Source organism: Streptomyces sp. NPDC087310 (assembly GCF_044744405.1).
Lineage (GTDB): Bacteria > Actinomycetota > Actinomycetes > Streptomycetales > Streptomycetaceae > Streptomyces.
Genome location: NZ_JBIUYF010000003.1, coordinates 903,688 through 929,326, shown reverse-complemented (window position 1 = coordinate 929,326; position 25,639 = coordinate 903,688). Strand labels below are relative to the sequence as shown.

The following is a 25,639-nucleotide window of genomic DNA, read 5'->3' as shown; positions in this document are numbered from 1 at the left end:
GGGATTCGGTCAGCGGCTTCCGAAAGTGGGGTTCATCAGCGGCTCGTGTCGGTGGCTTCCGTCAGCGGCTCTGGTCGGCGGCCTCCGTCAGCGGGCCTCGTCCATGGCGCGGACCAGGCTCGCCGGCCGCAGGTCGGTCCAGTGCTGCTCCACGTACTCCAGGCAGGCCGCGCGCGTGTCCTCGCCGTACGCCACCGTCCATCCGGCGGGCACCTCCGCGAAGGCGGGCCACAGCGAGTGCTGGCCCTCGTCGTTGACCAGCACCTTGAAGGAGCCGTCGGCGTCGTCGAACGGATTCGTCATGAGTTGTTCCTTTCTTGTCGGTTCCGCGCCACTGCGCGCAGCTTTCGTTCCAGCGCCGGGCCGATGACCGCCAGCGATTCCGGCAGCGTCATGCCGATGTGGTCGCAGGGCACCGGATGCACCTCGACCTCCCGCTTGAGGTAATCGGCCCAGACATCGGCGGTGAGCGGCTCGGGCTCGTCCGCCGCCACGAACAGCAGGGTGTCGACCGCGACCGGCTCGTGGCGGAGCCTGCCGATGATGTCGGCGTTGTTCCGCATCACCCGCATCAGCGCGGTGACGTGGTCCTCCTCCAGGCTCGCCAGCACGATGTTCCGTTCGCGGGCGATCTCCTGGAACCGTTCGTGGGTCAGGCTCTCCCCGGCCAGGCCCTCGGCGTTGATACCGAACGCGGCGAGCATCCGCGTATAGGCGCCGGTACGGTCCATGTCGCGGGCGACCGTGAGTTCGTCGGACGTCCACGGCTTCGCCGGGCTCGCGTCGAGCATCACGAGCAGCGCGACCTCCTCGCCACGGCGTTGCAGCTCCGCGGCGATCGCGTGGGCCACCATCCCGCCGAACGACCAGCCCAGCAGGTGGTACGGCCCGTCCGGCTGGACGCGGGTGAGTTCGTCCACGTAGTCCTGTGTGACCTCCTCCACCGAGCGCGGCAGTTCGCCGCCGTCGGCGAGGCCGCGCGACTGGAGTCCGTACACCGGGAATTCGGGGCTCAGGTGCCGCAGCAGCCCGGAATAGGTCCAGCTCAGTCCGCTGATCGGGTGCACGCAGAACAGCGGGGGCCGGGTCCCGCCGCGCCGCAGCGGCAGGACGACATCGAACGCGGTGTCCTCGCCGCCGTCCTGGATGCGCCGGCCCAGACCGGCCACGGTGGCCGCCTCGAAGAGGGCGCGGACCGGCAGGTCGACGCCGAGGACCGCCCGGATCCGGCTGACCAGCCGGGTCGCGAGGAGCGAGTGCCCGCCCAGGTCGAAGAAGCTGTCGTCCACACCGACCGTGGCCCGGCCGAGTATCTCGGCGAACAGTCCGCACAGGACCTCCTCGACCGGGGTCCTCGGCGCGCGATCGGTGGTCGCGGGCAGCCCGTCCGGCAGGGCGTCCCGGTCCACCTTCCCGTTGGCGGTCAGCGGGATCGCGTCGATGGCGAGGACCGCCGACGGCACCAGGTGGACGGGCAGCCGTGCGGCGAGCCGGTCGCGCAGGCCGGCCAGCAGCCTGCCCGTGAAGCGCGACCCGACCGGGTTGCTGGCCAGCGCGGACAGCGGGCGTCCGGTCGGCGCACGGTGGACACCGGTCAGCCGGTCGGTGTTCCCCGCGGGGAGTACCACCGCCTCGTACGTGGCGGGGTCGTCGGGTGACCAGGTGGCCACCACGCGGTGGCCGGCCCGCTCGCCCCAGGCGTGCAGCTCCTCCGGGTCCAGTCCCGTCCCGGTGTGGAGGTGCGCGCGGATGTCGTCGAGCAACGCGTGCCGGGTGAGGGCCCGGGACGCGGCCAGCTCTCCGGTCAGACGAGGGTTGGGGATGCCCGTGATCCGTACGGGACTTTCGATGACGGGCAGCTCGTCCAGGCCGGTGAAGCTCAGCTCCGGTACGTCCGCCACCGACGCCGCCCGCGCCGGATCGCGGTGGAGGACGACCTCGTACCGGTGCCGCGTCAGCTCGTTGTGCGGGCCGCCCCGCTTCAGCCGGATGTCGACGCCGACGTTCCTCTCCTCGGCCCAGGAGGCGAAGAACCCGGGATCCAGGACCAGTTCCTTCTCCAGCAGTACCGCCTGCTCGACGGAGCCCCGGAGCCGTTCGACCGACTCGGCGCGTCGGGCGTGCACCGCCGTGTGCAGGGCACGAACGGTGCGCTGATGCCGTACGTCACCGATGAAGATCCGGCCGCCGGGCGCCAACAGCCCCAGCGCCCCGTCCAGGACACGGGCCAGATACGCGCCGTCCGGGAAGTACTGGACGATCGAGTTCAGCACCACGGTGTCGAAGTACTCCACCGGCAGCCCCGTCACGTCATCTGCCGGTTGGCACCGCAGCTCCACATGTTCCGCACCACCGACCTGGCCGCGCAGCCGCTCGATCACGGGAGCGGAGAAGTCCGTCGCCCAGTACGCGTCGACCTGCTCCAGCAGCGGGCCGAGCAACAGCCCGGAGCCGACACCGATCTCCAGGATCCGGCGCGGAGCCGACTCCCGGATCCGGTCCACCGCAGCGGCCCGCCAGGACTCCATCTCCGCCAGCGGAATCGGCTCACCGGTGTACGAACTGTTCCACCCCGTGAAGTCCCCACCCAGCGAACCGACATCGTCCGACCCGTACATCGTGTCGTACACATCACGCCACTCGTCCACCTGCTCCTCCCCCACCTCGGGGACGGTCGTGGCTTCCGGGACGACATAGGCGACCAGACGGTCGGCCCTGGCGAGGACGACGGCGCGGGCGACCTCGGGCTCGGCGAGCAGCATGGCCTCGACCTCGCCGGGCTCGACGCGGAAGCCCCGGACCTTGACCTGATCGTCGGCCCGGCCCATGAACTCCAGCTCGCCACGGCGGTTCCACCGGACGCGGTCGCCGGTGCGGTACATCCGGGACCCCGGTATGCCGTACGGATCGGGCAGGAATCGCGGGGCGGTCAGATCGGGCCGGCCGAGGTAGCCACGGGCGACCCCGGCCCCGGCCGCGTACAGCTCACCGACGACGCCGGGGGGTACGAGGCGCAGCCGTTCATCGAGGACGTAGGCCCGCATGGCCTCCATCGGGACGCCGATCGGGACCGTCGCCTGCGGGGCGTTCTCCCTCGTCATCACATGACGGGTCGCGAACGTCGTCGTCTCCGTCGGACCGTAACCGTCCACCACCGAGAGTCCGGGGTACGCATCGAAGAGCCGGCGGACCGCCTCCGGCGACACCACATCGCCCCCGGTCCACACCTGCTCCACCCCGGCGAAGCAGTCCAGATGCTGTTCCGTCATCAGGGTGAACAGCCCGGCCGTCAGCCACAGTCCGGTGACGCGCCCGTCGGTGACGGTCCGTGCCAGCACCGCCGCGTCGAACTCCCCGGACGGCGCGAGGACCAGCGCCCCGCCACGCGTCAGCGGAACCCACAGCTCGTACGTCGACGCGTCGAACACATGCGGCGAATGCACCAACACCCGACGCTGCGCCTCACCCCAGCAACCGTCCGAGACCAGGCCCACCACATCCGCCTGCGTCACCGCGACACCCTTCGGCGTCCCCGTGGACCCGGAAGTGAACATCACGTACGCCAGGCTCTCCGGCCGTACGGCGATGCCCGGATCGGACGCGGACTGGCCCGTCACGTCCGGCAGTTCACGGAGGACGAGCACAGGGTCCACATCATCGAGGAGTACGGCGATCCGCTCCTCCGGATACGACGGATCCACCGGCACATACGCACCACCCGCCTTCACCACCGCCAGAATCGCGACGACCAGATCCACCGACCGCTCCAGCAGCAACACCACCCGGCCCTCCGGCCCGACTCCCTCACCGACCAGCCAGTGGGCCAGGCGATTGGCCCGCTCATCCACCTCCCGGTACGACAGCTCCGTACCCCCGGCCACCACCGCGACCGCCCCCGGATCCCGTTCCACCCGCGCCCGGAACAACTCCGGCAGAGTCCGGGCGGGGGCGGGTTCCTGGGGCGCCGGCAGCAGCCGGGTGCGTTCGGCCGGGAAGAGGATCTCGGCTGCGCCGATCGGGCGGGCCGGGTGCGCGACGAGGGACCGCAGCAGGCCGACGAAACGGTGGGACAGCTCTTCCACGGTCTCCCGGTCGAACAGTTCCGTCGCGTACTCGACCATCGCCGTGATGCCCGCCGGGGCACCGGAGGCGTCGAACTTCTCGGTGAGGCTGAAGAAGAGGTCGAAGCGGGAGGTGTAGGTGGGCGCGAGTTCCAGTCGTGCGTGGAGGCCCGGGAAGTCGAAGTGGGCCTCTTCGTTGTTCTGGAGGGCCAGGGCGATCTGGAACAGCGGATGGTGGGCCGACGAACGGCGCGGGTTCAACCGCTCGACCAGCAGCTCGAACGGCACATCCTGATGCTCGTACGCACCCAGACTCGCCTCACGAACCCGCCCCACCAACTCCTCGAACGACGGATCCCCCGACACATCCGTCCGCAACACCCACGTATTCACGAAGAACCCGACCAGATCGTCCAGGCCGCTGTCCGTCCGCCCCGCGATCGGCGAACCGACCGCGACGTCCCCCTCGCTCCCGCCGCCCAATCGCGACACGAGCACCGCCAGCCCCGCCTGCAACACCATGAACAGTGATGCCCCCACCGACCGGGCCACCGCCCCCAACGCACCGCACAACCCCGCGTCCACCTCGAACCACACCGTGTCGCCCTCGTACGAGGCGACAGCCGGGCGCGGCCGGTCGAGGGGCACGGTGGACTCGTCGGGCAGCCCGGCGAGGCGCTCGGTCCAGTAGGCGACCTGCTGGTTGAACAGGCTCTCCGCGTCGGACTCGTCGCCGAGCAGGGTGCGTTGCCAGAGCGTGTAATCGGCGTACTGCACCGGCAGCGGCGCCCACGCGGGTACGACGCCGTTGCGCCGGGCGGTGTACGCCGCGACGAGATCGCGGGCCAGCGGCCCCATCGACCAGCCGTCACCCGCGATGTGATGCACCAGCACCAACAGCACCGATGTCGACGGCGACGGTGACGTGGACGGCGACGCCGACTCGTCCACCTCGAACAGCGTCGTCCTTACGGGGATCTCCCCCGCCAGATCGAACGCGTACCGCGCCGCCGCCCCCAGCACCTGGGGCAGTTCGCCCTCGGACGCCCGGTCGAGATGCAGGGTCGGACGGTCCTCGGTGACGAGCTGGCGCGGATGGCCGTCGATCTCGGGGAACACGGTCCGCAGGGTCTCGTGCCGTCCGACGACATCACCGAGCGCCGCCTCCAGGGCCACACGGTCCAGGTCGCCGGTGAGCCGCAGGGCGAGCGCGATGTTGTACGTCGCCGACGGCCCCTCCAGCTTGTGCAGGAACCACAGCCGCTGCTGCGCGAACGACAGCGGCAGCACCTCGGGGCGCTCCTGCCGCGCCAGCGCGGGCCGGTCGGAGCCGCCGTGGACGCGCGCGGCGAGCCGGGCCACGGTGGCCGCCTCGAAGAGCGCGCGGACCGGCAGGTCGACCCCGAGGACCGCCCGGATCCGGCTGACCAGCCGGGTCGCGAGGAGCGAGTGCCCGCCCAGGTCGAAGAAGCTGTCGTCCACACCGACCGTCGGCCGCCCCAGGATCTCCGCGAAGAGTCCGCACAGCACCTCTTCCTGCGGGGTTCGCGGGGCGCGGCCGGTGACCTGGTGGTGGCCGGGTTCGGGCAGCGCCGCCCGGTCCACCTTGCCGTTGCCGGTCAGCGGGATCGCGTCGACGGCGAGGAAGGTGGTCGGGACGAGGTAGTCCGGCAGCCGCCCGGCGAGCCGGTCCCGCAGCCGGGCCAGCAGGTGGCCGGTGGTCCGGGAGCCGAGCGGGTTGTTCACCAGCGCGGACCGGGGGCGTCGGCCCTCCGGGGAGCGGTACACGCCGGTCAGCCGGTCGGTGTTCCCCGCAGGGAGGAGTACGGCGTCGTACGTGGCGGGGTCGTCGGGTGACCAGGTGGTCACCACGCGGTGGCCGGCCCGCTCGCCCCAGGCGTGCAGCTCTTCCGGGTCCAGTCCCGTCCCGGTGCGGAGGTGCGCGCGGATGTCGTCGAGCGACGCGTGCCGGGTCAGGGCCCGGGACGCGGCCAGCTCCCCGGTCAGGCGAGGGTTGGGGATGCCGGTGATCCGTACGGGACCGTCGATGACGGGCAGCTCGTCCAGGCCGGTGAAGCTCAGCTCCGGTACGTCGGCGAACGATGTCGCCGCCTCGGGATCGCGGTGGACGACGACCTCGTACCGGTGCCTGGTCAGCTCGTTGTGCGGCTCACCCCGCTTCAGCCGGATGTCGACACCGACGTTCCTCTCCTCGGCCCAGGAGGCGAAGAACCCGGGATCCAGGACCAGTTCCTTCTCCAGCAGCACCGCCTGCTCGACCGCCGTCCGCAATCCCTCGACGGACTCGGCCCGCTCCGCCCGTATCGCGGTGTGCAGGGCACGGACCGTGCGCTGATGCCGTACGTCACCGATGAAGATCCGGCCGCCGGGCGCCAGCAGCCCCAAGGCGCCGTCGAGGACGCGGGCCAGATACGCGCCGTCCGGGAAGTACTGGACGATCGAGTTCAGCACCACGGTGTCGAAGTACTCCACCGGCAGCCCCGTCACGTCATCTGCCGGCCGGCACCGCAGCTCCACCTGTTCCGCATCGCCGGCCTGGTGACGCAGCCGCTCGATCACCGGCGCCGAGAAGTCCGTCGCCCAGTAGGACTCGACCTCGTTCAGCAGCGGCCCCAGGAGCAGTCCGGAGCCGACGCCGATCTCCAGGATCCGGCGCGGAGCCGATTCCCGGATCCGGTCCACCGCAGCGGCCCGCCACGACTCCATCTCCGACAGCGGAATCGGCTCACCGGTGTACGAGCTGTTCCACCCCGTGAAGTCACCGCCCAACGGCGCGACCTCGTCCGACCCGTACATCGTGTCGTACACATCACGCCACTCGTCGACCTGCTCCTCCCCCACCTCGGGGGCCGCGTCGGGCGCCTGGACGACATAGGCGACGAGGCGGTTCTCCCGCGCGACGACCACGGCGCCCGCGACCTCGGGCTGTTCGCGCAGCGCGGCCTCGACCTCGCCGGGCTCGACGCGGAAGCCCCGGACCTTGACCTGATCGTCGGCCCGGCCCACGAACTCCAGCTCGCCACCACGGTTCCACCGCACCACATCCCCGGTGCGGTACATCCGGGACCCGGGCGCGCCGAACGGATCGGCCACGAACCGGTCCGCCGTGGGGCCGGGGCGGCCGAGGTAGCCGCGCGCGACCCCGGCGCCGGTCACATACAGCTCGCCGGGGACGCCCGGCGCGGTCAGGCGCAGCCGTTCGTCCAGGACGTAGGCCCGCATGGCCTCCATCGGAACGCCGATCGGGACCGTCGCCTGCGGGGCGTTCTCCCTCGTCATGACATGACGGGTCGCGAAGGTGGTCGTCTCGGTGGGGCCGTAACCGTCCACGACCGAGAGTCCCGGGTACGCCTCGAAGAGCCGGCGGACCGCCTCGGGCGACACCACATCGCCTCCGGTCCACACCTGCTCCACCCGCGCGAAGCAGTCCAGGTGGTGCTCGGTCATCAGGGTGAACAGCCCGGCGGTGAGCCACAGTCCGGTGACACCGTGGTCGACCACCGTCCGCGCCAGCACCGCGGCGTCGAACTCGCCCGGAGGCGCGAGAACGAGCGCCCCGCCACGCGTCAGCGGAACCCACAGCTCGTACGTCGACGCGTCGAACACATGCGGCGAATGCACCAGCACCCGACGCTGCGCGTGACCCCAGCAACCGTCCGACGCCAGGCCCACCACATCCGCCTGCGTCACCGCGACACCCTTCGGCGTCCCCGTGGACCCGGAAGTGAACATCACGTACGCCAGATTCCCGGGTCGTACGGCGATGCCCGGACCGGACGCGGGCTGGTCCGTCACGTCCGGCAGTTCACGGAGGACGAGCACAGGGTCCACATGATCGAGGAGTACGGCGATCCGCTCCTCCGGATACGACGGATCCACCGGCACATACGCACCACCGGCCTTCACCACCGCCAGAATCGCGACGACCAGATCCACCGACCGCTCCAGCAGCAACACCACCCGGACCTCCGGGCCGACCCCCTCACCGATCAGCCAGTGAGCGAGACGGTTCGCCCGCTCGTCCACCTCCCGGTACGAGAGCTCCGTACACCCGGCCACCACCGCGACCGCCCCCGGGTCCTGCTCCACCCGTGCCCGGAACAGCTCCGGCAGCGTGCGGGCGGGGGCGGGCAGTGCGGGGGCGGCGGTGAGCGGTGCGCTTTCCTCGGGCGTCAGGATGCCGATGTCGTTGATCGAGCGGTCGGGGTGCTCGACCATGGCCCGCAGGACGCGGAGCCAGCGTTCGGTGAAGTCGGCGACGGTGTCCCGGTCGAACAGCTCCGTCGCGTATTCGACGGCGCCCGCGAGGCCGCCGTCGGGCCGTTCCGCCAGGTTCAGGAACAGGTCGAAGCGCGCGGTGTCCAGGAGCGCGGTCTCGGGGCGGACGTCCAGCCCCGGCAGGGTGAAGCGTGGTTCCTCGTTGTTCTGGAGGGCCAGGGCGATCTGGAACAGCGGGTGGTGCGCCGACGAACGGCGCGGGTTCAGCCGCTCGACCAGCAACTCGAACGGCACATCCTGATGCTCGTACGCACCCAGACTCGCCTCACGAACCCGTCCCACCAGCTCCGCGAACGACGGATCCCCCGACACATCGGTCCGTAGCACCCACGTATTCACGAAGAACCCGACCAGGTCGTCCAGCCCGCTGTCGGTCCGCCCCGCGATCGGCGATCCGACCGCGATGTCGCTTCCCCCACCCAACCGCGAGACCAGCACCGCCAGCCCCGCCTGCAACACCATGAACAGTGATGCCCCCACCGACCGGGCCACCGCCCCCAACGCACCGCACAACCCCGCGTCCACCTCGAACCAGGTGACATCACCGGAGTACGAGGCCACGGCGGGCCGGGGCCGGTCCAGGGGGATGGTCACCTGGTCGGGCAGGCCGGCGAGGCGGTCGGTCCAGTAGGCGACCTGCCGCGCGAACAGGCTCTCCGCGTCGGACTCCTCGCCGAGCAGCGCCCGCTGCCAGAGCGTGTAGTCCGCGTACTGCACCGGCAGCGGCGCCCACGCGGGCGCGGCGCCCTCGCACCGGGCCGTGTACGCCGCGACCAGGTCGCGAGCCAGGGGCCCCATCGACCAGCCGTCACCCGCGATGTGATGTACCAACACCAACAACACCGATGTCGACTCATCGACCTCGAACAATGTCGTCCTTACGGGGATCTCACCCGCCAGATCGAACGCGTACCGCGCCGCCGCCCCCAGCGCCTCGGGGAGCCCGTCCGCGCCGACCCGTTCGATCCGCAGCGACAGCTCCGCCTCCAGGACGCGCTGCCCCGGGCGGCCGTCCCGCTCGGGGAAGACGGTGCGCAGCGATTCATGGCGGGTGACGACGTCGTTCAGCGCCGCTTCGAGCGCGCCCCGGTTCACCTCCCCGGTCAGGCGCAGCGCCAGCGGGATGTTGTACGTCGCCGAAGGGCCCTCGAACTTGTGCAGGAACCAGAGCCGTTGCTGTGCGAAGGAGAGTGGCAGCGCCTCGGTACGTTCCTGGCGCGTCAGCGCGGGCCGGGCCGCGCCACCCGCCGAGAGGTGTTCGGCGAGCCCCGCCGGGGTCGGCGTCTCGAAGAGCGCCCGCACCGGGAGTTCGACCGCGAGCGCGGCGCGGATCCGGCTGACCAGCCGGGTCGCGAGGAGCGAGTGCCCGCCCAGGTCGAAGAAGTCGTCGTCGGGGCCGGCCGCCGGCACGCCGAGCACCTCGGCGAACAGCCCGGTCAGGATCTCCTCCTGCGGCGTCATCGGCGCACGCCCGGCCGCTGCCCGTTCCGACGGCACCGACGGGACCGGCGCCGGGAGCGCCGCGCGGTCCAGCTTGCCGTTCGCGGTCAACGGGATCTCGGGTACGGGCACCACCACCGACGGCACCAGGTGGTCCGGGAGCCGGGTGCGCGCGTACCGCCGCAGGGCGCCTATGTCGTCCCCGGTGTCCTGGTCGCCGGGGACGACGTAGGCGACGAGCCGGTTGTCGCCCGCGACCACCACCGCCTGCGCGACGGCGGGGTGCGCGCGCAGGACGGCCTCGACCTCACCCGGCTCGATCCGGAAGCCGCGTACCGTGACCTGGTCGTCGGCCCGGCCGGCGAACTCCAGACCCCCGCTCCGGTTCCAGCGCGCCACGTCCCCTGTGCGGTACATCCGGGACCCGGGTGCGCCGAAGGGGTCCGCCACGAACCGGCCCGAGGTGAGGCCGGGGCGGCCGAGGTAGCCCCGGGCGAGCCCGGCGCCCGCCACGTACAGCTCGCCGGTGACGCCGGGCGGCACGGGGCGCAGCCGGGCGTCGAGCACATAGGCCGTCAGGTCGGGCAGGGGTGCGCCGATCGCGCCCGCCGCCGCCTCGGCGGCGGAGCGGCGGTCCAGCTCCAGGAGGGTGACGTGGACGGTGGTCTCGGTGATCCCGTACATGTTGACCAGCAGCGGGGCCCGGTCGTCGTGGCGCTCGTACCAGGCGGCGAGCCGGGAGGTGTCCAGCGCCTCCCCGCCGAAGACGACCGTGCGCAGGGCCAGTGGGCGCGGGCGCTCGCGGTCGGCGTCGATCAACTGGGAGAAGGCCGACGGCGTCTGGTTGAGGATCGTGACCCGCTCGTCGGCGAGCAGCCCGACGAATTTCTCCGGGGACCGGCTGACCTCGTAGGGCACCACGACGACCGAGCCGCCCCGGGCCAGCGCGCCCCACAGCTCCCAGACGGAGAAGTCGAAGGACGCCGAGTGGAACATCGTCCAGATGTCCTCGGGGCCGAACCGGAAGGACCGCTGCGCGGTCTCCAGCAGCCGTACGACATTGCGGTGGGGCACCACCACGCCCTTGGGCGCCCCGGTCGAGCCGGACGTGTAGATCACGTACGCGGCCTGCCCGGGGTCGCCCGGCACGCGCGGGTCCGTGCCGGGGTACGCCTCCAGCGCCGCCCGTACCTCCGGTGCGTCGAGGACGAGGGCCCCGGCGACGGGCGTCGCGGTGTCCGTCAGGGCCGCCACGGCCGCCGTCGTCGCCAGGACGCGGCTCGGGCCCGCGTCGCCGAGGAGGTACGCGATGCGCTCGGCGGGATAGTCCGGGTCGACGGGCACGTACGCGGCGCCCGCCTTGAGCACGCCCAGGATCGCCGCGACGAGTCCGGCCGAGCGGGGCAGCAGCAGCGCCACCCGGTCCTCCCGGCCGACGCCTTCGTCACGCAGCAGCCGGGCCACGCGGTTGGCGTGCGCGTTGAGCTCCGCGTACGTCCAGCGGGTGTCCCCGGACACGACGGCGACGGCGTCCGGCCGCTCCCGTACGTGTTCCTCGAAGAGGTCCGGCAGCAGGCGGTCGACGGTGACCGGCTCGGGCGCGGCGAGCAGGGCGGCCCGTTCCTCCGGGGCGAGGAGGTCGGCGCCGCCGATGGCCGCGCCGGGGTCGGCGGCGACGGCGCGCAGCAGCCGCTCCCAGCGGGCCACGAGGGCCGAGACCGTTCCGGCGTCGAAGAGGGCGGTGGCGTACTCGACCAGGACGGACACGCCGGCGGGTGCGCCGTCCGGTCCGGTCTCCTCGGTGACGCTGAAGAACAGGTCGAAGCGTGCGGTCCGGGTGGCGGCGACGTCGAGGCGTGCGGTGAGGCCCGGCAGTTCGAACCGGCCCTGTTCGTTGTTCTGGAGCGCCAGGGCCACCTGGAAGAGCGGGTGGTGGGCGGTGGACCGCTGCGGGTTGAGCAGTTCCACCAGGTACTCGAACGGCACGTCCTGGTGGGCGTAGGCCGCCAGGCTCGTCTCCCGGACCCGGGCGAGCAGTTCGGTGAACGACGGATCGCCGGAGGTGTCCGCGCGCAGTACCAGTGTGTTGACGAAGAAGCCGATCAGGTCGTCGAGCGCGTCGTCGGTCCGGCCCGCCACCGGTGCGCCGAGCGGGATGTCCGTCCCCGCGCCGAGCCGGGTGAACAGGGCGGCCAGCGCGGCCTGCAACACCATGAACACGGTGGCGTCGCCGGTGCGCGCGAGGTCGACCAGCCGCCGGTGCAGCTCGGCGTCGAGGGTGAACCGGGCCAGGTCGCCCGCGTACGAGGCCACCGCGGGGCGCGGCCGGTCGAACGGCAGGTCGAGCTGGTCGGGGAGGCCGGCCAGCCGCTCCGTCCAGTGGGCGACCTGGTCGGCCAGGAGGTTTCCGCCCTCGTCGAGGAGGCCGCGCTGCCAGAGCGTGTAGTCGGCGTACTGCACGGGCAGCGGCTGCCACGACGGTCGCACGCCGGCGCGGCGGGCCGCGTACGCGGTGGTGAGGTCGCGCGCCAGCGGCCCGACGGACCAGCCGTCGCCCGCGATGTGATGCACCACCACGACCAGCACGGACGCGCCCGGCGCGTACGGGAGGAGCCGTACCCGTACGGGGATCTCGGTGGCCAGGTCGAAACCGAGGGACGCCACCGCGGCCACCGTCTCCTCGACGGTGTCCTCGGTGGTCGCGACGACGTCGAAGTCGAGGGAGACGGCGGCGGGGTCGAGGATCCTCTGGTGCGGGCGGCCGTCGACGTCCGGGAAGACCGTGCGCAGGCTCTCGTGGCGTTCCACGATGTCGTCGAGCGCCTGCCGGAGCGGCACCGGGTCGACCTCGCCGGTCAGCCGCAGCACGAGCGGGATGTTGTACGTCGCCGAGGGGCCCTCCAGCGCGTACAGGAACCAGAGCCGCTGCTGCGCGAACGACAGCGGTACGACGTCCGGCCGTTCCATCGGCACCAGCGCGGCCCGGCGGCGGTCCTGGCCGCCGAGGCGGGCGGCGAGACCGGCGACGCTGGGGGTGTCGAACAGGGCGCGTACGGGGATCTCGGTGTCGAGCACGCTGCGGATCCGGCTGACGAGCCGGGTCGCGAGGAGCGAGTGCCCGCCCAGGTCGAAGAACCCGTCGTCGACGTTCACCCAGGTCAGGCCGAGGAGTTCGGCGAAGAGCCCGCACAGCAGCTCCTCGCGCGCCGTGCCCGGCGGGCGCTCCCCCGCCGGGGCGTGCTCGGGGAGGGGGAGCCGGGTCGCCGCCGTCGTCACCACGGCGTCCGGGCTCAGGTAGGCGGGCAGTTCGGCGTGGAGCGCGGCGAGGGCGGCGTCGCTCTCGACGGTCACGTACGCCGCCATCCGGCCGTGCTCCCTCGGTACGGTGACGGCCTGGGTCACCCCGGGGCGGCGCCGCAGCCACTCGGCGGCGGTGTCGAGGGGTTCCCGGCCGTCCCACTCGCCGGTCCCGGTCGGCCGCGCGACGCTCCGGCGGGGCCTGGGCACCAGCCCGCGCAGCACCACCGGGAGTTCGCCGGAGACGGCGCGGTCCCGCAGCGCGGCCCGGTCGACCTCGACCGGGGCGACCAGGGGGCCGGCCGCGCCCAGGGCGCGGTCGAAGAGCGCCAGCCCCGTCTCCTCCGTCATCGCCGTGATGCCGGACCGGTTCAGTTGCGCCAGGTCCGCCGGGGTGAGACCGCCCGCGGTGACGGTGCGCCAGAGCCCCCAGGCCAGGGAGAGCGCGGGCAGGCCGAGGGAGCGGCGGTGGCTCGCGAGCGCGTCGAGGAAGGTGTTGGCCGCCGCGTAGCCCGCCTGGCCCGCGTTGCCCATGAGCCCGGAGAACGAGGAGAAGAGGACGAACGCCGACAGGCCGCGGTCCGCGGTGAGTTCGTGCAGGTGCCAGGCCGCTCCGGCCTTCGCGGCGAAGACACCGGCGAGCCGGTCCGGGGTGATGTCGGCCAGGGGCGCGTCGTCGATGAGACCGGCGGTGTGGACGACGCCGGCCAGATCGGGGACGGACGCCACCGTCTCGGTCAGCGCGGCGCGGTCGGAGACGTCGCACGCGGCGATCCGTACCCGCGCGCCCAGCGCGGTCAGTCCGTCCCGCAGCTCCCGCGCGCCGTCGGCGGCGGGCCCCCGCCGGCTCACCAGGACGAGGCTCCGTACGCCGTGCCGCTCCACGAGCCGGCGCGCCACCAGCGAGCCGAGCGCCCCGGTGCCACCGGTGACCAGGACGGTTCCCTCCGTGGGAAAGGCGGGTGCGGTGGGGGGTACGAGACCCTCCGCCTCCTCCGTCACACGTGGCACGTACCGACGCCCTGCCCGGACCGCGATCTGCGGCTCGTCCCGCTCCAGCGCGACCGCGACCGCCCGGCGGACGTCCTCGGCCCCGGTCTCCCGGTCGACGTCGACCAGCAGGAACCGCCCGGGGTACTCCGAGGCCGCCGAGCGCACCAGCCCCCACAGCGGGGACATCGCCGGATCGTCCACCACGCCGTCCGGGGCGGCGACGGCTCCCCGGGTCACCACGACGAGCCGGGCCCGCTCGTCCGCGAGGGTTTCCTGCGCCAGCCGCAGCACGCGCAGGGCGGCCTCGTACGCCTGACCGGGCACGGTGGCCCCGTCCCGTACACCGACACACGGCACGACCGTGACCGGCGGCGCGGTGACGGGTGCCGGGACCGGCGCGGTGACCGGCTCCGCGCCCGGCCCGCCCTCGTCCACGTCCACGTCCCCGTATCCGTATCCGTCCCGGGCCAGGTCCCACGGGTCGGCCCCGAGGGCCAGGACCCGCCACCGTCCGGCCTCGGGAGCGCGGCCCGACAGCCGCATCCAGCCGAGCCGGAAGAGCGAACCGCTCGCGGCGGGCGGGGCCGGGGAGCGCGGGGCGACGGAGTCCACGGTCAGCACCGGCATCCCGGACGCGTCCGTGACCAGCAGCGACGTCACGCCGTCCACCACCGTCGTCCGCACCCGGACGACCGAGGCGCCCGCCGCCCGCAGGTCCACACCGGTGAAGGTGACGGGCGCCCCGAAGGGCCGCAGCACCGGGTCGAGCAGGGTCGGATGGAGGGCGAACGCCTCCGCTTCCCGGTCCTCGGCCGCCTCCACCACGACGCCCTCGTCGTCGTCCGGTACGGGCACCTCGGCGCGCCCCGTGCCGGTGCTCAGCACACCGGAGGCGCCCCGGACCCAGCCGGGGCCCTGCCGGAGGTGCACGACGACGGCGCTGCGGCCCTCGCCGTCCGGGTCCACGGTGACATGTACGTCGGCCGGGCCGCCCGCCTCGACGGCGAGCGGTGTCCCGACCGTCAGCTCGTCGATCCGGTCGCACCCCGCCCGGTCCCCGGCGGCGATCACCAGCTCCAGCAGGACGGCAGCGCCACCGCAGTCGGCCAGCCAGGGGTGCGCGGACGGCGAGAGCCGCCCGGTCATCGTCCAGCCCGCGCCGTCCGGGCGCGGGATGACCGTGTCGAGCAGCGGGTGGCCGTCGCCGTACCGCCCGGTGGCCCGTGGCGCGGGCCGCGTCCAGAACGACCGGTGCTGGAAGGCATAGGTGGGCAGTTCCGTCGCCCGCGCGCCCGGCAGCAGCGCGGACCAGTCGACGGCGCCGCCCGCGACATGGAGACCGGCGGCGGCCGACAGGAACTGGCGCAGCGATCCGTGGTCGCGGCGCAGCGTGCCGGTGACGGTGGCCTCGGCCCCGGCCGACGCCGCGATGTCGCGGACGGCGCTGCCCAGCATCAGATGCGCGGACGGCTCGACGAAGACGTCGTACCCGGCGTCGAGCAGCAGCCGGACGGCCGGATCGAAACGGACCGGCTCGCGCATGTTGCGGTACCAGTACGCGGCGTCGAGCCCGGTGCCGTCCACGGCGGCGACGTCCACGGTGGAGTAGAAGGGGATGTCCGCCGCGCGCGGGGTGATGCCCGCCAGCGCCTCCAGCAGCGGTTCGCGCAGCTCCTCCACGCGCGGCGAGTGCGAGGCGTACGCGGCGGAGAAGGTACGGAAGTCGATCCCCTCCCGGCCGCACCACGCGGCGAGTTCCTCCAGCGCCGGGGCGTCCCCCGTGACGACCGTCGACTCCGGGCCGTTCATCACCGCGACCCACAGCCGCCCCGGCCACCGCCGGAGCAGCGCTTCGGCCCGCTCGGCGGAGAGCGGCAGCCACAGTCCGCCGCCCTTGCCCGCCAGCCGGGCGGCGATCCTGCTGCGCAGCGCCGCCACCTTCGCGCCGTCCTCCAGGCTGAGCGCCCCTGCGACGCAGGCGGCGGCGATCTCGCCCTGGGAGTGGCCGAGCACCGCCGCGGGCCGTACCCCGGCGGACTTCCACAGTTCGGCGAGTCCGAGCATGACCGCCCACAGCACGGGCTGGACGACGTCCACCCGGTCGAGCGACGCGGCGTCGCCGCCGCTCAGCACGTCGAGCAACGACCAGTCCACGTACGGTTCCAGCGCGTCGGCGCACTCCTGGACGCGCGCGGCGAACACGGGCGAGGAGACGAGCAGTTCCTTCGCCATGCCGGCCCACTGCGCGCCCTGGCCGGGGAAGACGAAGACGGTCGCGCCGACGTCGTCGCGGGCCCGGCCGGTCACCACGTCGGCGCTCGTGGCGCCCTCGGCCAGCGCGCGCAGCCCGGCGAGCAGTTCGGCGGTGTCCGTACCGAGCACGACCGCCCGCTGTTCGAACGACGACCGGTGCGCGGCGAGGGAGAAGGCCACGTCCCGGTCCGGCCGCGGCCGGGCGGCGACGGACTCCCGCAGCCGGTCCGCCTGGGCGCGCAGCGCCTCCGGCGTCCGCCCCGAGACCGGCCACGCCAGCGGCACCGGCGGCACCGGCGATCCTGCGGTCCCGGCCGGCTCGGCGCCTGTGTCGGGCGCCTCCTCCAGGATGACGTGGGCGTTGGTGCCGCTGATCCCGAACGACGAGACCCCGGCGCGGCGCGGGCCGGCGTCCCCGGCCCCGTTCCCGTCCCACGTACGGCCGGACTCCAGCACCCGTACGCCGCCGGCCGCCCAGTCGACGTACTCCGAGGGTGCGTCGACGTGCAGCGTCCTCGGCAGCCACCGGTTGCGCAGCGCCTCGACCATCTTGATCACCCCGGCCACGCCCGCCGCCGCCTGGGTGTGCCCGAGGTTGGACTTGACCGAGCCGAGCCACAGCGGGTTCTCCGGCGACCGGCCCCGGCCGTACGTCGCCAGCAGCGCCTGCGCCTCGATCGGGTCGCCCAGCCGGGTGCCGGTGCCGTGGCCCTCCACGGCGTCGACGTCGCCGGGGCCGAGCCCCGCGTCGGCCAGCGCGGCGCGGATCACCCGTTCCTGGGCGGGGCCGTGCGGCGCCGACAGGCCGTTGCTGGCCCCGTCCTGGTTGACCGCGCTGCCCCGGATCACCGCCAGCACCGGATGTCCGGCGCTCCGCGCCCGCGACAGCGGCTCCAGTACGAGCATCCCGGCGCCCTCGGCGAACCCGGCGCCGTCGGCGGCGGCTGCGTACGACTTGCACCGGCCGTCCGCGGAGAGGACCTGCTGACGGGACATCTCGATCAGGTTGTTCGGCGTCGACATGACCGTCGACCCGCCGGCCAGCGCGACCGAGCACTCCCCCTGCCGCAGCGCGCGCACCGCGAGGTGCAGGGCCACCAGCGACGACGAGCACGCCGTGTCGACGGTGAGCGCCGGGCCCTCCAGGCCGAGCAGGTAGGAGAGCCTGCCGGACACGACGCTCAGCGCGTTCCCGGTCAGCACCTGCCCTTCGAGCTCCTCGGGTATCTCGCGCGGCGCGTAGTCGCCGACGCTCGCGCCGACGAACACCCCGGTCGGTGTGGACCGCAGCTCGCCCGGCCGGATCCCGGCGGTCTCCAGGGCCTCCCAGGCGGTCTCCAGGACGAGCCGCTGCTGCGGATCCATCGCCGCCGCCTCCAGCGGGCTGATCCCGAAGAACGCCGCGTCGAACGCGTCGGCCGCGTCGAGGAACCCGCCGCCCCGCGCATGGCACCGGCCCGGCTCGTACGGGTCGGGGTGGTACAGCTCGTCCAGGTCCCAGCCCCGCCCGGCGGGCATGCCGGTGATCACGTCCCGTTCCTCGGCGACGATCCGCCAGAGGTCCCGCGCGTCGGCGACACCGCCGGGGTAGCGGCAGCCGGTGCCGACGATCGCGATCGGTTCGTCCGTCCCGGCGGTCAGCTCCCGGTTGCGCACGCGGAGCCGTTCGTTCTCCTTCAGCGCGGCCCGCAGGCCCTCCACCAACTGGTCGGCAGACGCGGTCATGTACGCAGCTCCTCAGTCGGAAAGTCCGGCGTCCAGCGCCATGCGCACCAGGCTCATGGCGTCCATCCCGTCGATCGGGTCCTCTTCGTCCCTGGTCCCGTTCCCGGCCCGGTCCCCGGTCCCGGCCCCGGTCCCGTCCGCCGGCGCGATCAGCTTCCGGAGGCACCGCACCACCGCGGCGGGAGACGGATGGTCGTACACGAGCGTGGCAGGTACGGGCAGTCCGGTCGCGGCGGTCAGCCTGCCGCGCAGGTGTACGGCGGCCAGCGAACCGAACCCGAGGTCCTTGAAGGCCGTGTCGAGCGGGATACGGGCCGGGTCGTCCCGGCCCAGCACGGAGGCGGTGTGTCCGCGCACCAGCTTCGTCAGTTCCCGTTCGAGCTCCCCGGCGGGCAGCGACCGCAGGCCGTCGGCCGGACCGGGGTCCGCCGCCGGCTCACCGGTGTCCCCGGCGGGCTCCGCCGTGAGACCGCGCAGCGGTGCGGGCAGCCAGCTCCCCGCGCGCAGCCGGGCCGGGTCGAGCGCGACCGGCGCCAGGCACGCCTCGCCCGAGGCCACCGCCGTGTCGAACAGCGTGAGCGCGCGGCCCGGGGACAGCGGGCTGATCCCCCACCGGCCCAGCCGCTCCAGATCCGCGTCGGCCAGATGCCCGGTCAGCGCGCTCCCGGTCGCCCAGAGCCCCCAGGCCAGCGACGTCGCGGGCAGGCCACGGGCGTGCCGGTGGCGGGCCAGCGTGTCCAGGAACGCGTTGGCCGCCGCGTAGTTCGCCATGCCCTCGTGGCCCAGCAGCCCGGCAGTCGAGGAGAACAGCACGAACGCGGCGAGGTCGAGCCCCGCGGTGAGCTCGTGGAGGTGCCAGGCGCCGCGGACCTTCGGGTCGAGCACCGGACCGAGCCGATCGGACGTCAGATCCGTTACCAGCGCGTTGTCCAGGACGCCCGCCGCGTGGACGACCGCGCTCAGCGGCCGGTCGGACGGGACGCTGTCGAGCACCGCAGCGAGCCCGGCGCGATCCGCGACATCGCACGCCTCGACGCGGACCTCGGCGCCGAGCGCGGCGAGTTCGTCGCGGAGCGCGGCGGCGCCCGGGGCCGCCGCGCCGCTCCTGCCGGTGAGCAGCAGATGCCGTACGCCGTGCGCGGTGACGAGGTGGCGGGCCAGCAGCGAACCGAGCGCGCCGGTACCGCCGGTGATCAGTACGGTGCCCGTGCCGAACGACGGCGGGCGGCTCGGTCCGGTGGCTGCTCGCGCCAGCCGGGGCACGAGGATCCGGCCGCCGCGCAGGGCGAGTTGGGGTTCGCCGGTGGCCAGCGCGCGCCCCAGCGCCTCGGACGTCGCCGCAGGACCGGAGCCGAGGCCGATATCCGCCTCCGTGTCCGTGCCCGCGTCCGCGTCCGCCTCCCCGTCGAGGTCGGCCAGGACGAACCGGCCGGGGAACTCCGCCTGGGCCGACCGCAGCAGGCCCCACACCGGCGCCTGCGCCGGGTCGACGTCCTCGTCCGCGACGGCGACCGCGCCCCGGGTGAGGACGACGAGCCTGCCCGGCTCGTCACCGGCCGCCCGTGCCCGTACCAGCTCCAGCGCCCGGTGGACCCGCTCGTACGCGTCCTCCACCACCCCGTCCCCGCCGGAACTGCCGGACCCGCCGGACCCATTGACCCCACTGGACCCGCCGCCCCCGACCCGTACCACCGAGACGGCTCCGTCGGGTTCCGCCGCCGCGGGCACCTCGGTCCAGTCGAGCCGGAACAGCGATCCCCCCGTACGCGCCGGACCGTCCCGCCAGAACCGGCGGCGCTGGAAGGGGTACGTGGGCAGCTCCACCCGGTGCCCGCCGGGGAACACCGTCGCCGGGTCGAGGGAGGCGCCGCCGAGCAGCAGATGCCCGAGCGCCTCGGTCACGTCGGTGCCCCCGCGCCGCAGCACCGGCGCGCACGCCACGTCCGGCAGCATCGAGGTCAGCGTCGCGTCCGGGCCGATTTCGAGGAACGTCCCGACGCCCCGCCCGCCGAGCGTGGCGACCGCGTCCGCGAACCGCACGGGCAGGCGGAGCTGGTCGGCCCAGTACTCCGGCGAGGCGAGCTGGGCGGGCGTCGCCGGCCGGCCGGTCACCGTGGACACGATCGGGATCTCGGGCTCCTGGAAGGACAGCTCGCCGAGGACGTCCAGAAGGCCCTCCCGTGCCCGGTCCATGTGGTGCGAGTGGAAGGCGTGGCTGACCCGGAGCCGCTTGACGTCCCGGCCCCGGGCGGCGAAGTACTCGCCCAGCAGGCCGATCGCGGCCGGGTCGCCGGAGACGACCACCGACTCGGGTCCGTTCACCGCCGCCAGGCACGCCCCGTCCGGGGCCAGCGCGGCGATCACGGCCAGCACCTCGTCCTCGCCCGCCCGGACGGCGGCCATCCGCCCGCCGGTCCTGGCCGCCTGCATCAGCCGTCCGCGCGCCGCGACCAGCGCGCACGCGTCCGGCAGGGAGAGCACCCCGGCGACATGCGCCGCGGTGATCTCGCCGACCGAGTGCCCCGCCAGCGCGTCGGGCCGCGCCCCGTACTGTTCGAGCAGCCGGAACAGCGCCGTCTCCAGCGCGAACAACGCGGGCTGGGCGAACTCCGTACGGTCGAGCAGCGCGGCGTCGGCGCCGAGGACGACCTCGCGCACCGGCTTCGGCAGCAGCCCGTCCAGATGCGCGCACACCTCGTCGAGGGCCGAGGCGAACACCGGGGAGCACGCGGCGAGTTCGCGGCCCATGCCCAGGTACTGGGCGCCCTGGCCGGTGAAGAGGAAGGCGAGCCCGCCGTCCGGGCGCCGCCGCGGCGGTTCCTCGCCGGACTCCACCGCGGCGAGCCCGGCGAGCAGGGCGCCGCGGTCCGCGCCGGTGACGACGGCCCGGCAGGCGAGCCGGGCCCGGGTGGTCGCCAGCGACAGCCCGATGTCGGCGATGCCGGCGATGCCTGCGATGCCCCCGGCCCGTTTCCCGCCGTCGGTCCCCTCGTCCGTACGTCCCTCTGCCGTACCGCCCTCCTCCGTACCGCCCTCCGCGGCGAACGCGCGCAGCCTCTTCGCCTGGGCCCGCAGGGCCTCCGGGGTCGCGGCCGAGAGCAGCCAGGGCACGGGGCCGGGAACGGGTCCGGGAACGGCGCTCTCCCGCCGGTCCTCGCCGTCGCCCTCTTCGAGGATCAGATGCGCGTTGGTCCCGCTGATCCCGAACGACGACACCGCGGCACGGCGCGGGCGTCCGCCGGGCCACTCCCGGCCCTCGGTCAGCAGCCGGAGCCCGCCGGCCGCCCAGTCCACGTGCGACGACGGGGCGTCGATGTGCAGGCTCGCCGGGAGCCGCCGGTACCGCAGGGCCTGGACCATCTTGATCACCCCGGCCGCCCCGGCCGCCGCCTGCGTGTGGCCGAGGTTGGACTTCAGCGACCCGAGCCACACCGGCTCCTCGCCGCTGTGCGCGCGCCCGTAGGTGGCCAGCAGCGCCCGCGCCTCGACGGGATCGCCGAGCGCGGTCCCGGTGCCGTGGCCCTCCACCGCGTCGACCTCGGCGGCGGTGAGCCCGGCGTCGGCCAGCGCGCTGGTGATCACACGCTGCTGGGCAAGCCCGTTGGGCGCGGTGATGCCGTTGCTCGCGCCGTCTGAGTTGACCGCCGAGCCGCGGATCACCGCCAGCACCCGGTGCCCGTTCCGGCGCGCGTCCGACAGCCGTTCGACCAGGAGCACCCCCGCGCCCTCGGCCCAGCTCGTGCCGTCGGCCGCCGCTGCGTACGCCTTCGACCGGCCGTCCGGGGCGAGCCCGCGCTGCCTGCTGAACTCGACGAAGATCCCTGGCGTGGGCATCAGCGTCACCCCGCCGGCCAGCGCGAGGTCGCACTCCCCGCTCCGCAGCGCGCGTACGGCCAGATGGATCGCCACCAGCGACGAGGAACAGGCCGTGTCGACGGTGAGCGCGGGGCCCTCCAGCCCGAGGGTGTAGGCGACCCGGCCGGACACGACGCTGGGTACGGTGCCGGTCAGCAGATACCCGGAGTCGTCCTCGCCGCCCTCGTGCAGCCGGGGCCCGTAGTCCCCCGCCCCGGCCCCGACGAACACCCCGACCGGCGCGCCCCGCAGCGCCCGCGGATCGACACCCGCGTGTTCCAGGGCCTCCCACGCGGTCTCCAGGACGACCCGCTGCTGCGGATCCATCGCCAGCGCCTCGCGCGGCGCGATGGAGAAGAACTCGGGGTCGAACCCGGCGATGTCGTCGAGGAACCCGCCGGACCGGGTGTAACTGCTGCCGGGGCGGTCGGGATCGGGGTCGTACAGGACGCCGAGGTCCCACCCGCGGTCCTCCGGGAACGGGCCGATGACATCCCGCCCCTGCCGCACCAGGTCCCACAGCGCGTCCGGCGAATCGGCGCCGCCCGGCAGGCGGCAGGCCATCCCGACGATCGCGACGGCCTCGCCGTCGACGGGCCGGGCGGGCGCGGCCTCGACGCGGGCAGGCGCGCCCAGCGATCCGGCGAGGAGTTCCGGCGTCGGGTGGTCGAACACGGCCGCGGGCGACAGCGCCCGGCCGAGCGCCCCGCTCAGCCGGGCCGCGAGATCGGCGACCGAGACGGAGTCGAAGCCGAGCGCCTTGAAGGTCGCCGCCGGGTCGACGGCGGCCGCGTCGGGATGGCCGAGCACGGCGGCGGCGGTGGCACGGACCAGCCCGAGCGCGTCCCTGGCCGACGGTTCCTCCGTAACCGGAACGTCCGCCCCCGGGTCCGCCCCGAGCCAGTGCCGGCGCCGCTGGAAGGCGTAGCGCGGCAGCGGGACCCGGCGGGCGTCGCCCCGGTCCCGGTCCCGGTCCGCCGACCAGTCCACGTCCACGCCGCGTACGTACAGTTCGGCCAGCGACATCAGCAGCCTGCGCCGCCCGCCGTCCCCGCGCCGCAGCGTGCCGGTGACGGCGACCGGCGGACCGGCGGCGAGGGTCTGCTGCACCGGCACCGTCAGCACCGGGTGCGCGCTGACCTCCACGTACGTCCGGAACCCGTGTGCCGCCAGCAGTTCGGTCGCCGGGCGCAGCAGCACCGGCTGCCGGAGACTGCGGAACCAGTACGCCGCGTCCAGCCCCGTGGTGTCGAGCACGGTGCCGGTGACGGTGGAGTAGAACGGGATCTCGGACGGCCTCGCCCGCACCCCGGCCAGTTCGCCGAGCAGCCGCTCGCGCAGGACGTCGACGGCCTCGGTGTGCGAGGCGTACCCGACCGGGATCAGCCGCGCCCGCACCCCCCGTTCGGCGCACGCGTCGACGAACCGGCGCACCTGGTCGGGCGGTCCGGCGATCACGGTCGAGGAGGGCCCGTTCTCCGCCGCGACGGTGACGGAGCCGGCTGCGGCGGAGCCGTCCACGACGGAGCTGTCTACGGCGGCGCGCACATCGGCGGCGGGCAGGTCGACCCCGGCCATCGCGCCGGTGCCGTCGATCGCGGCCAGCGCCCGCGCCCGGAGCGCCACGATCTTCGCGGAGTCCTCCAGCGACAGCGCGCCCGCGAGGTGCGCGGCGGCGATCTCGCCCTGCGAATGGCCGACGACGGCCTCGGGGCACACACCGAACGCGCGCCACTGCGCGGCCAGTCCGATCATCATGGCCCACAGCGCGGGCTGGACGACCTCGACCCGGTCGAGCGCGGCCCCGCCGTCCCGCAGCACGTCCGTGAGCGAGAAGTCCACGTACGGTTCCAGCGCGGCGGCGCAGCGCTCGATCCGCTCGGCGAACACCGGTGAGGTGGCCAGCAGTTCGGCGGCCATCCCGGCCCACTGCGCACCCTGGCCGGGGAAGACGAACGCCGTCCGTCCGGGGTCGCCCGCCACACCGGTGACCACCGAGGGGTGGGGCTGTCCCTTCTCCACGGCGGCGAGCGCGTCGGAGAACCCGGCCAGGTCCTCGGCGATCAGCACGGCGCGTACGGGCAGCGGGGTGCGGGCGGTGGCCAGCGAGAACGCGACATCGCGCGGGTCGTCGGCCACACCCCCGTCGGCCACGGCCTCGCCCAGCCGCCCCGCCTGTGCCCGCAGCGCCTGGGCGGAGGCGGCCGACACCACCCACGCCATGGGGCCCACGGGGGCGCGCGGGGCGGGGTACGGCTCCGGGGTGCGGGCCTCGTCCGTCAGGACGACGTGGCAGTTCGTACCGCCGACGCCGAAGGAGCTGACGCCGGCGACGCGCTCGCCGTCCGGCGCGTCCCACACGGCCGTCTCGGTGCAGACCCGCAGGTTGAGCGCGTCGAGGGGGATGTCCGGGGGCGGGGCGGTGAAGTGGAGGCTGGGCACCAGCCGCCGGTTCTTCAGGCAGAGCGCGGTCTTCAGCAGTCCGGCGATCCCGGCCGCGGCCTCCAGGTGCCCGATGTTGGTCTTGACCGAGCCGACCCGCAGCGGGGCCCCCGGGCGGCCGAGCGCCGCGCCGAGCGCCGCCGCCTCGATCCGGTCGCCGACCTTCGTCCCGGTGCCGTGCAGTTCCACGTATCCCGCACGGTCCGGCGTCAGCCCGGCCCGCTCGTACGCGAGCCGCAGGACCTCGCGCTGCGCGGCGCCGTCCGGTACGGCGAAGGCGTCGCCGCCACCGTCGTTGTTGACGGCGCTGCCGCGCAGCACGCAGTACACCGGATCGCCGTCGGCGAGCGCCCGCGACAGCGGTTTGAGCAACACCAGCCCGCCGCCCTCCCCGCGTACGAAGCCGTCGGCGGCGGCGTCGAAGGTACGGCAGCGGCCGGTGGGCGACAGCGCGCCGAACCGGGCGGCGGCGAAGGCGTTCTCGGTCAGGAGGTTCAACTGGACGCCGCCGGCGAGCGCCAGTGCGCATTCGCCGCGCCGAAGGCTCTCGGCGGCCAGGTGCACGGCGACCAGCGAGGACGACTGGCCCGCGTCCACGGTGTAACTCGGCCCGGTCAGGCCGAGGAAGTAGGAGAGCCGGTTCGCGATCGCGCCGCGCTGGGTGCCGGTGAAGGTGTACGCGGTCCTGGCCGCGGCGCCGAGCCGGTCGAGCAGGACGGCGTAGTCCCCGGAGGCCGCGCCGACGAACACCCCGGTGGTCCCGCCCCGCGCGGCGGCGCCGAGCCCCGCGTCCTCCAGCGCCTCCCAGCCCAGCTCCAGCGCGAGCCGCTGCTGCGGGTCCATCGCCGCCGCCTCGCGCGGGGAGATGGAGAAGAATCCCGCGTCGAACTCGTCGACCCGGTCGAGAAAAGAACCGTGGCGTACGGCGTTCGTCTGCGCCGCGGTCAGTCCGGAACCGGCGAGTGAACTCTCGGAGAACCTTTCCCGCGGAGCCGTACGGACCACGTCCGTACCCTCACTCAGCAAGCGCCACAATTCCGCGGGTCCCGACGCTCCGGGAAATCGGCAGGAAATTCCCACGAGGGCGACTGGATCATGGTCGTGGACATTCGCCGACGTAGGCGCTAATACATCACCGCGCACAGGAATGGCGGGCTCTTCTCCCCGCCGGACATTACCCCGCTGCTGGACAGGCAAACGCTTGCTGTACATCGATTTTTCCCACCCCCGTAGGCCCCTGCCGCACCACAGCCCCCGACGATAGGCACAAGACA

At 74.0% G+C, this 25,639-nt stretch carries 3 protein-coding genes; all 3 read right to left on the bottom strand.

Translation table 11 applies throughout. The annotated features are described in order from the left end of the window. Positions 1 to 87: 87 nt before the first annotated feature. The 3 genes from ACIO3P_RS14595 to ACIO3P_RS14585 are packed head-to-tail and all read right to left on the bottom strand — an operon-like array spanning position 88 to position 25,577. Positions 88 to 303, bottom strand: a complete 216-nt coding sequence (locus ACIO3P_RS14595) for an MbtH family protein (protein WP_329822237.1) — start codon at positions 301 to 303, stop codon at positions 88 to 90. Then, a complete protein-coding gene (locus ACIO3P_RS14590; protein ID WP_401849472.1) occupies positions 300 to 18,068 on the bottom strand; it encodes an amino acid adenylation domain-containing protein in 17,769 nt (5,922 codons plus the stop codon). The genes ACIO3P_RS14595 and ACIO3P_RS14590 overlap by 4 nt, the downstream gene beginning before the upstream one ends. 12 nt (positions 18,069 to 18,080) lie before the next feature. After that, complete coding sequence (locus tag ACIO3P_RS14585; protein WP_401978156.1) at positions 18,081 to 25,577, bottom strand: type I polyketide synthase; 7,497 nt, start codon at positions 25,575 to 25,577, stop codon at positions 18,081 to 18,083. Positions 25,578 to 25,639: the final 62 nt, after the last annotated feature.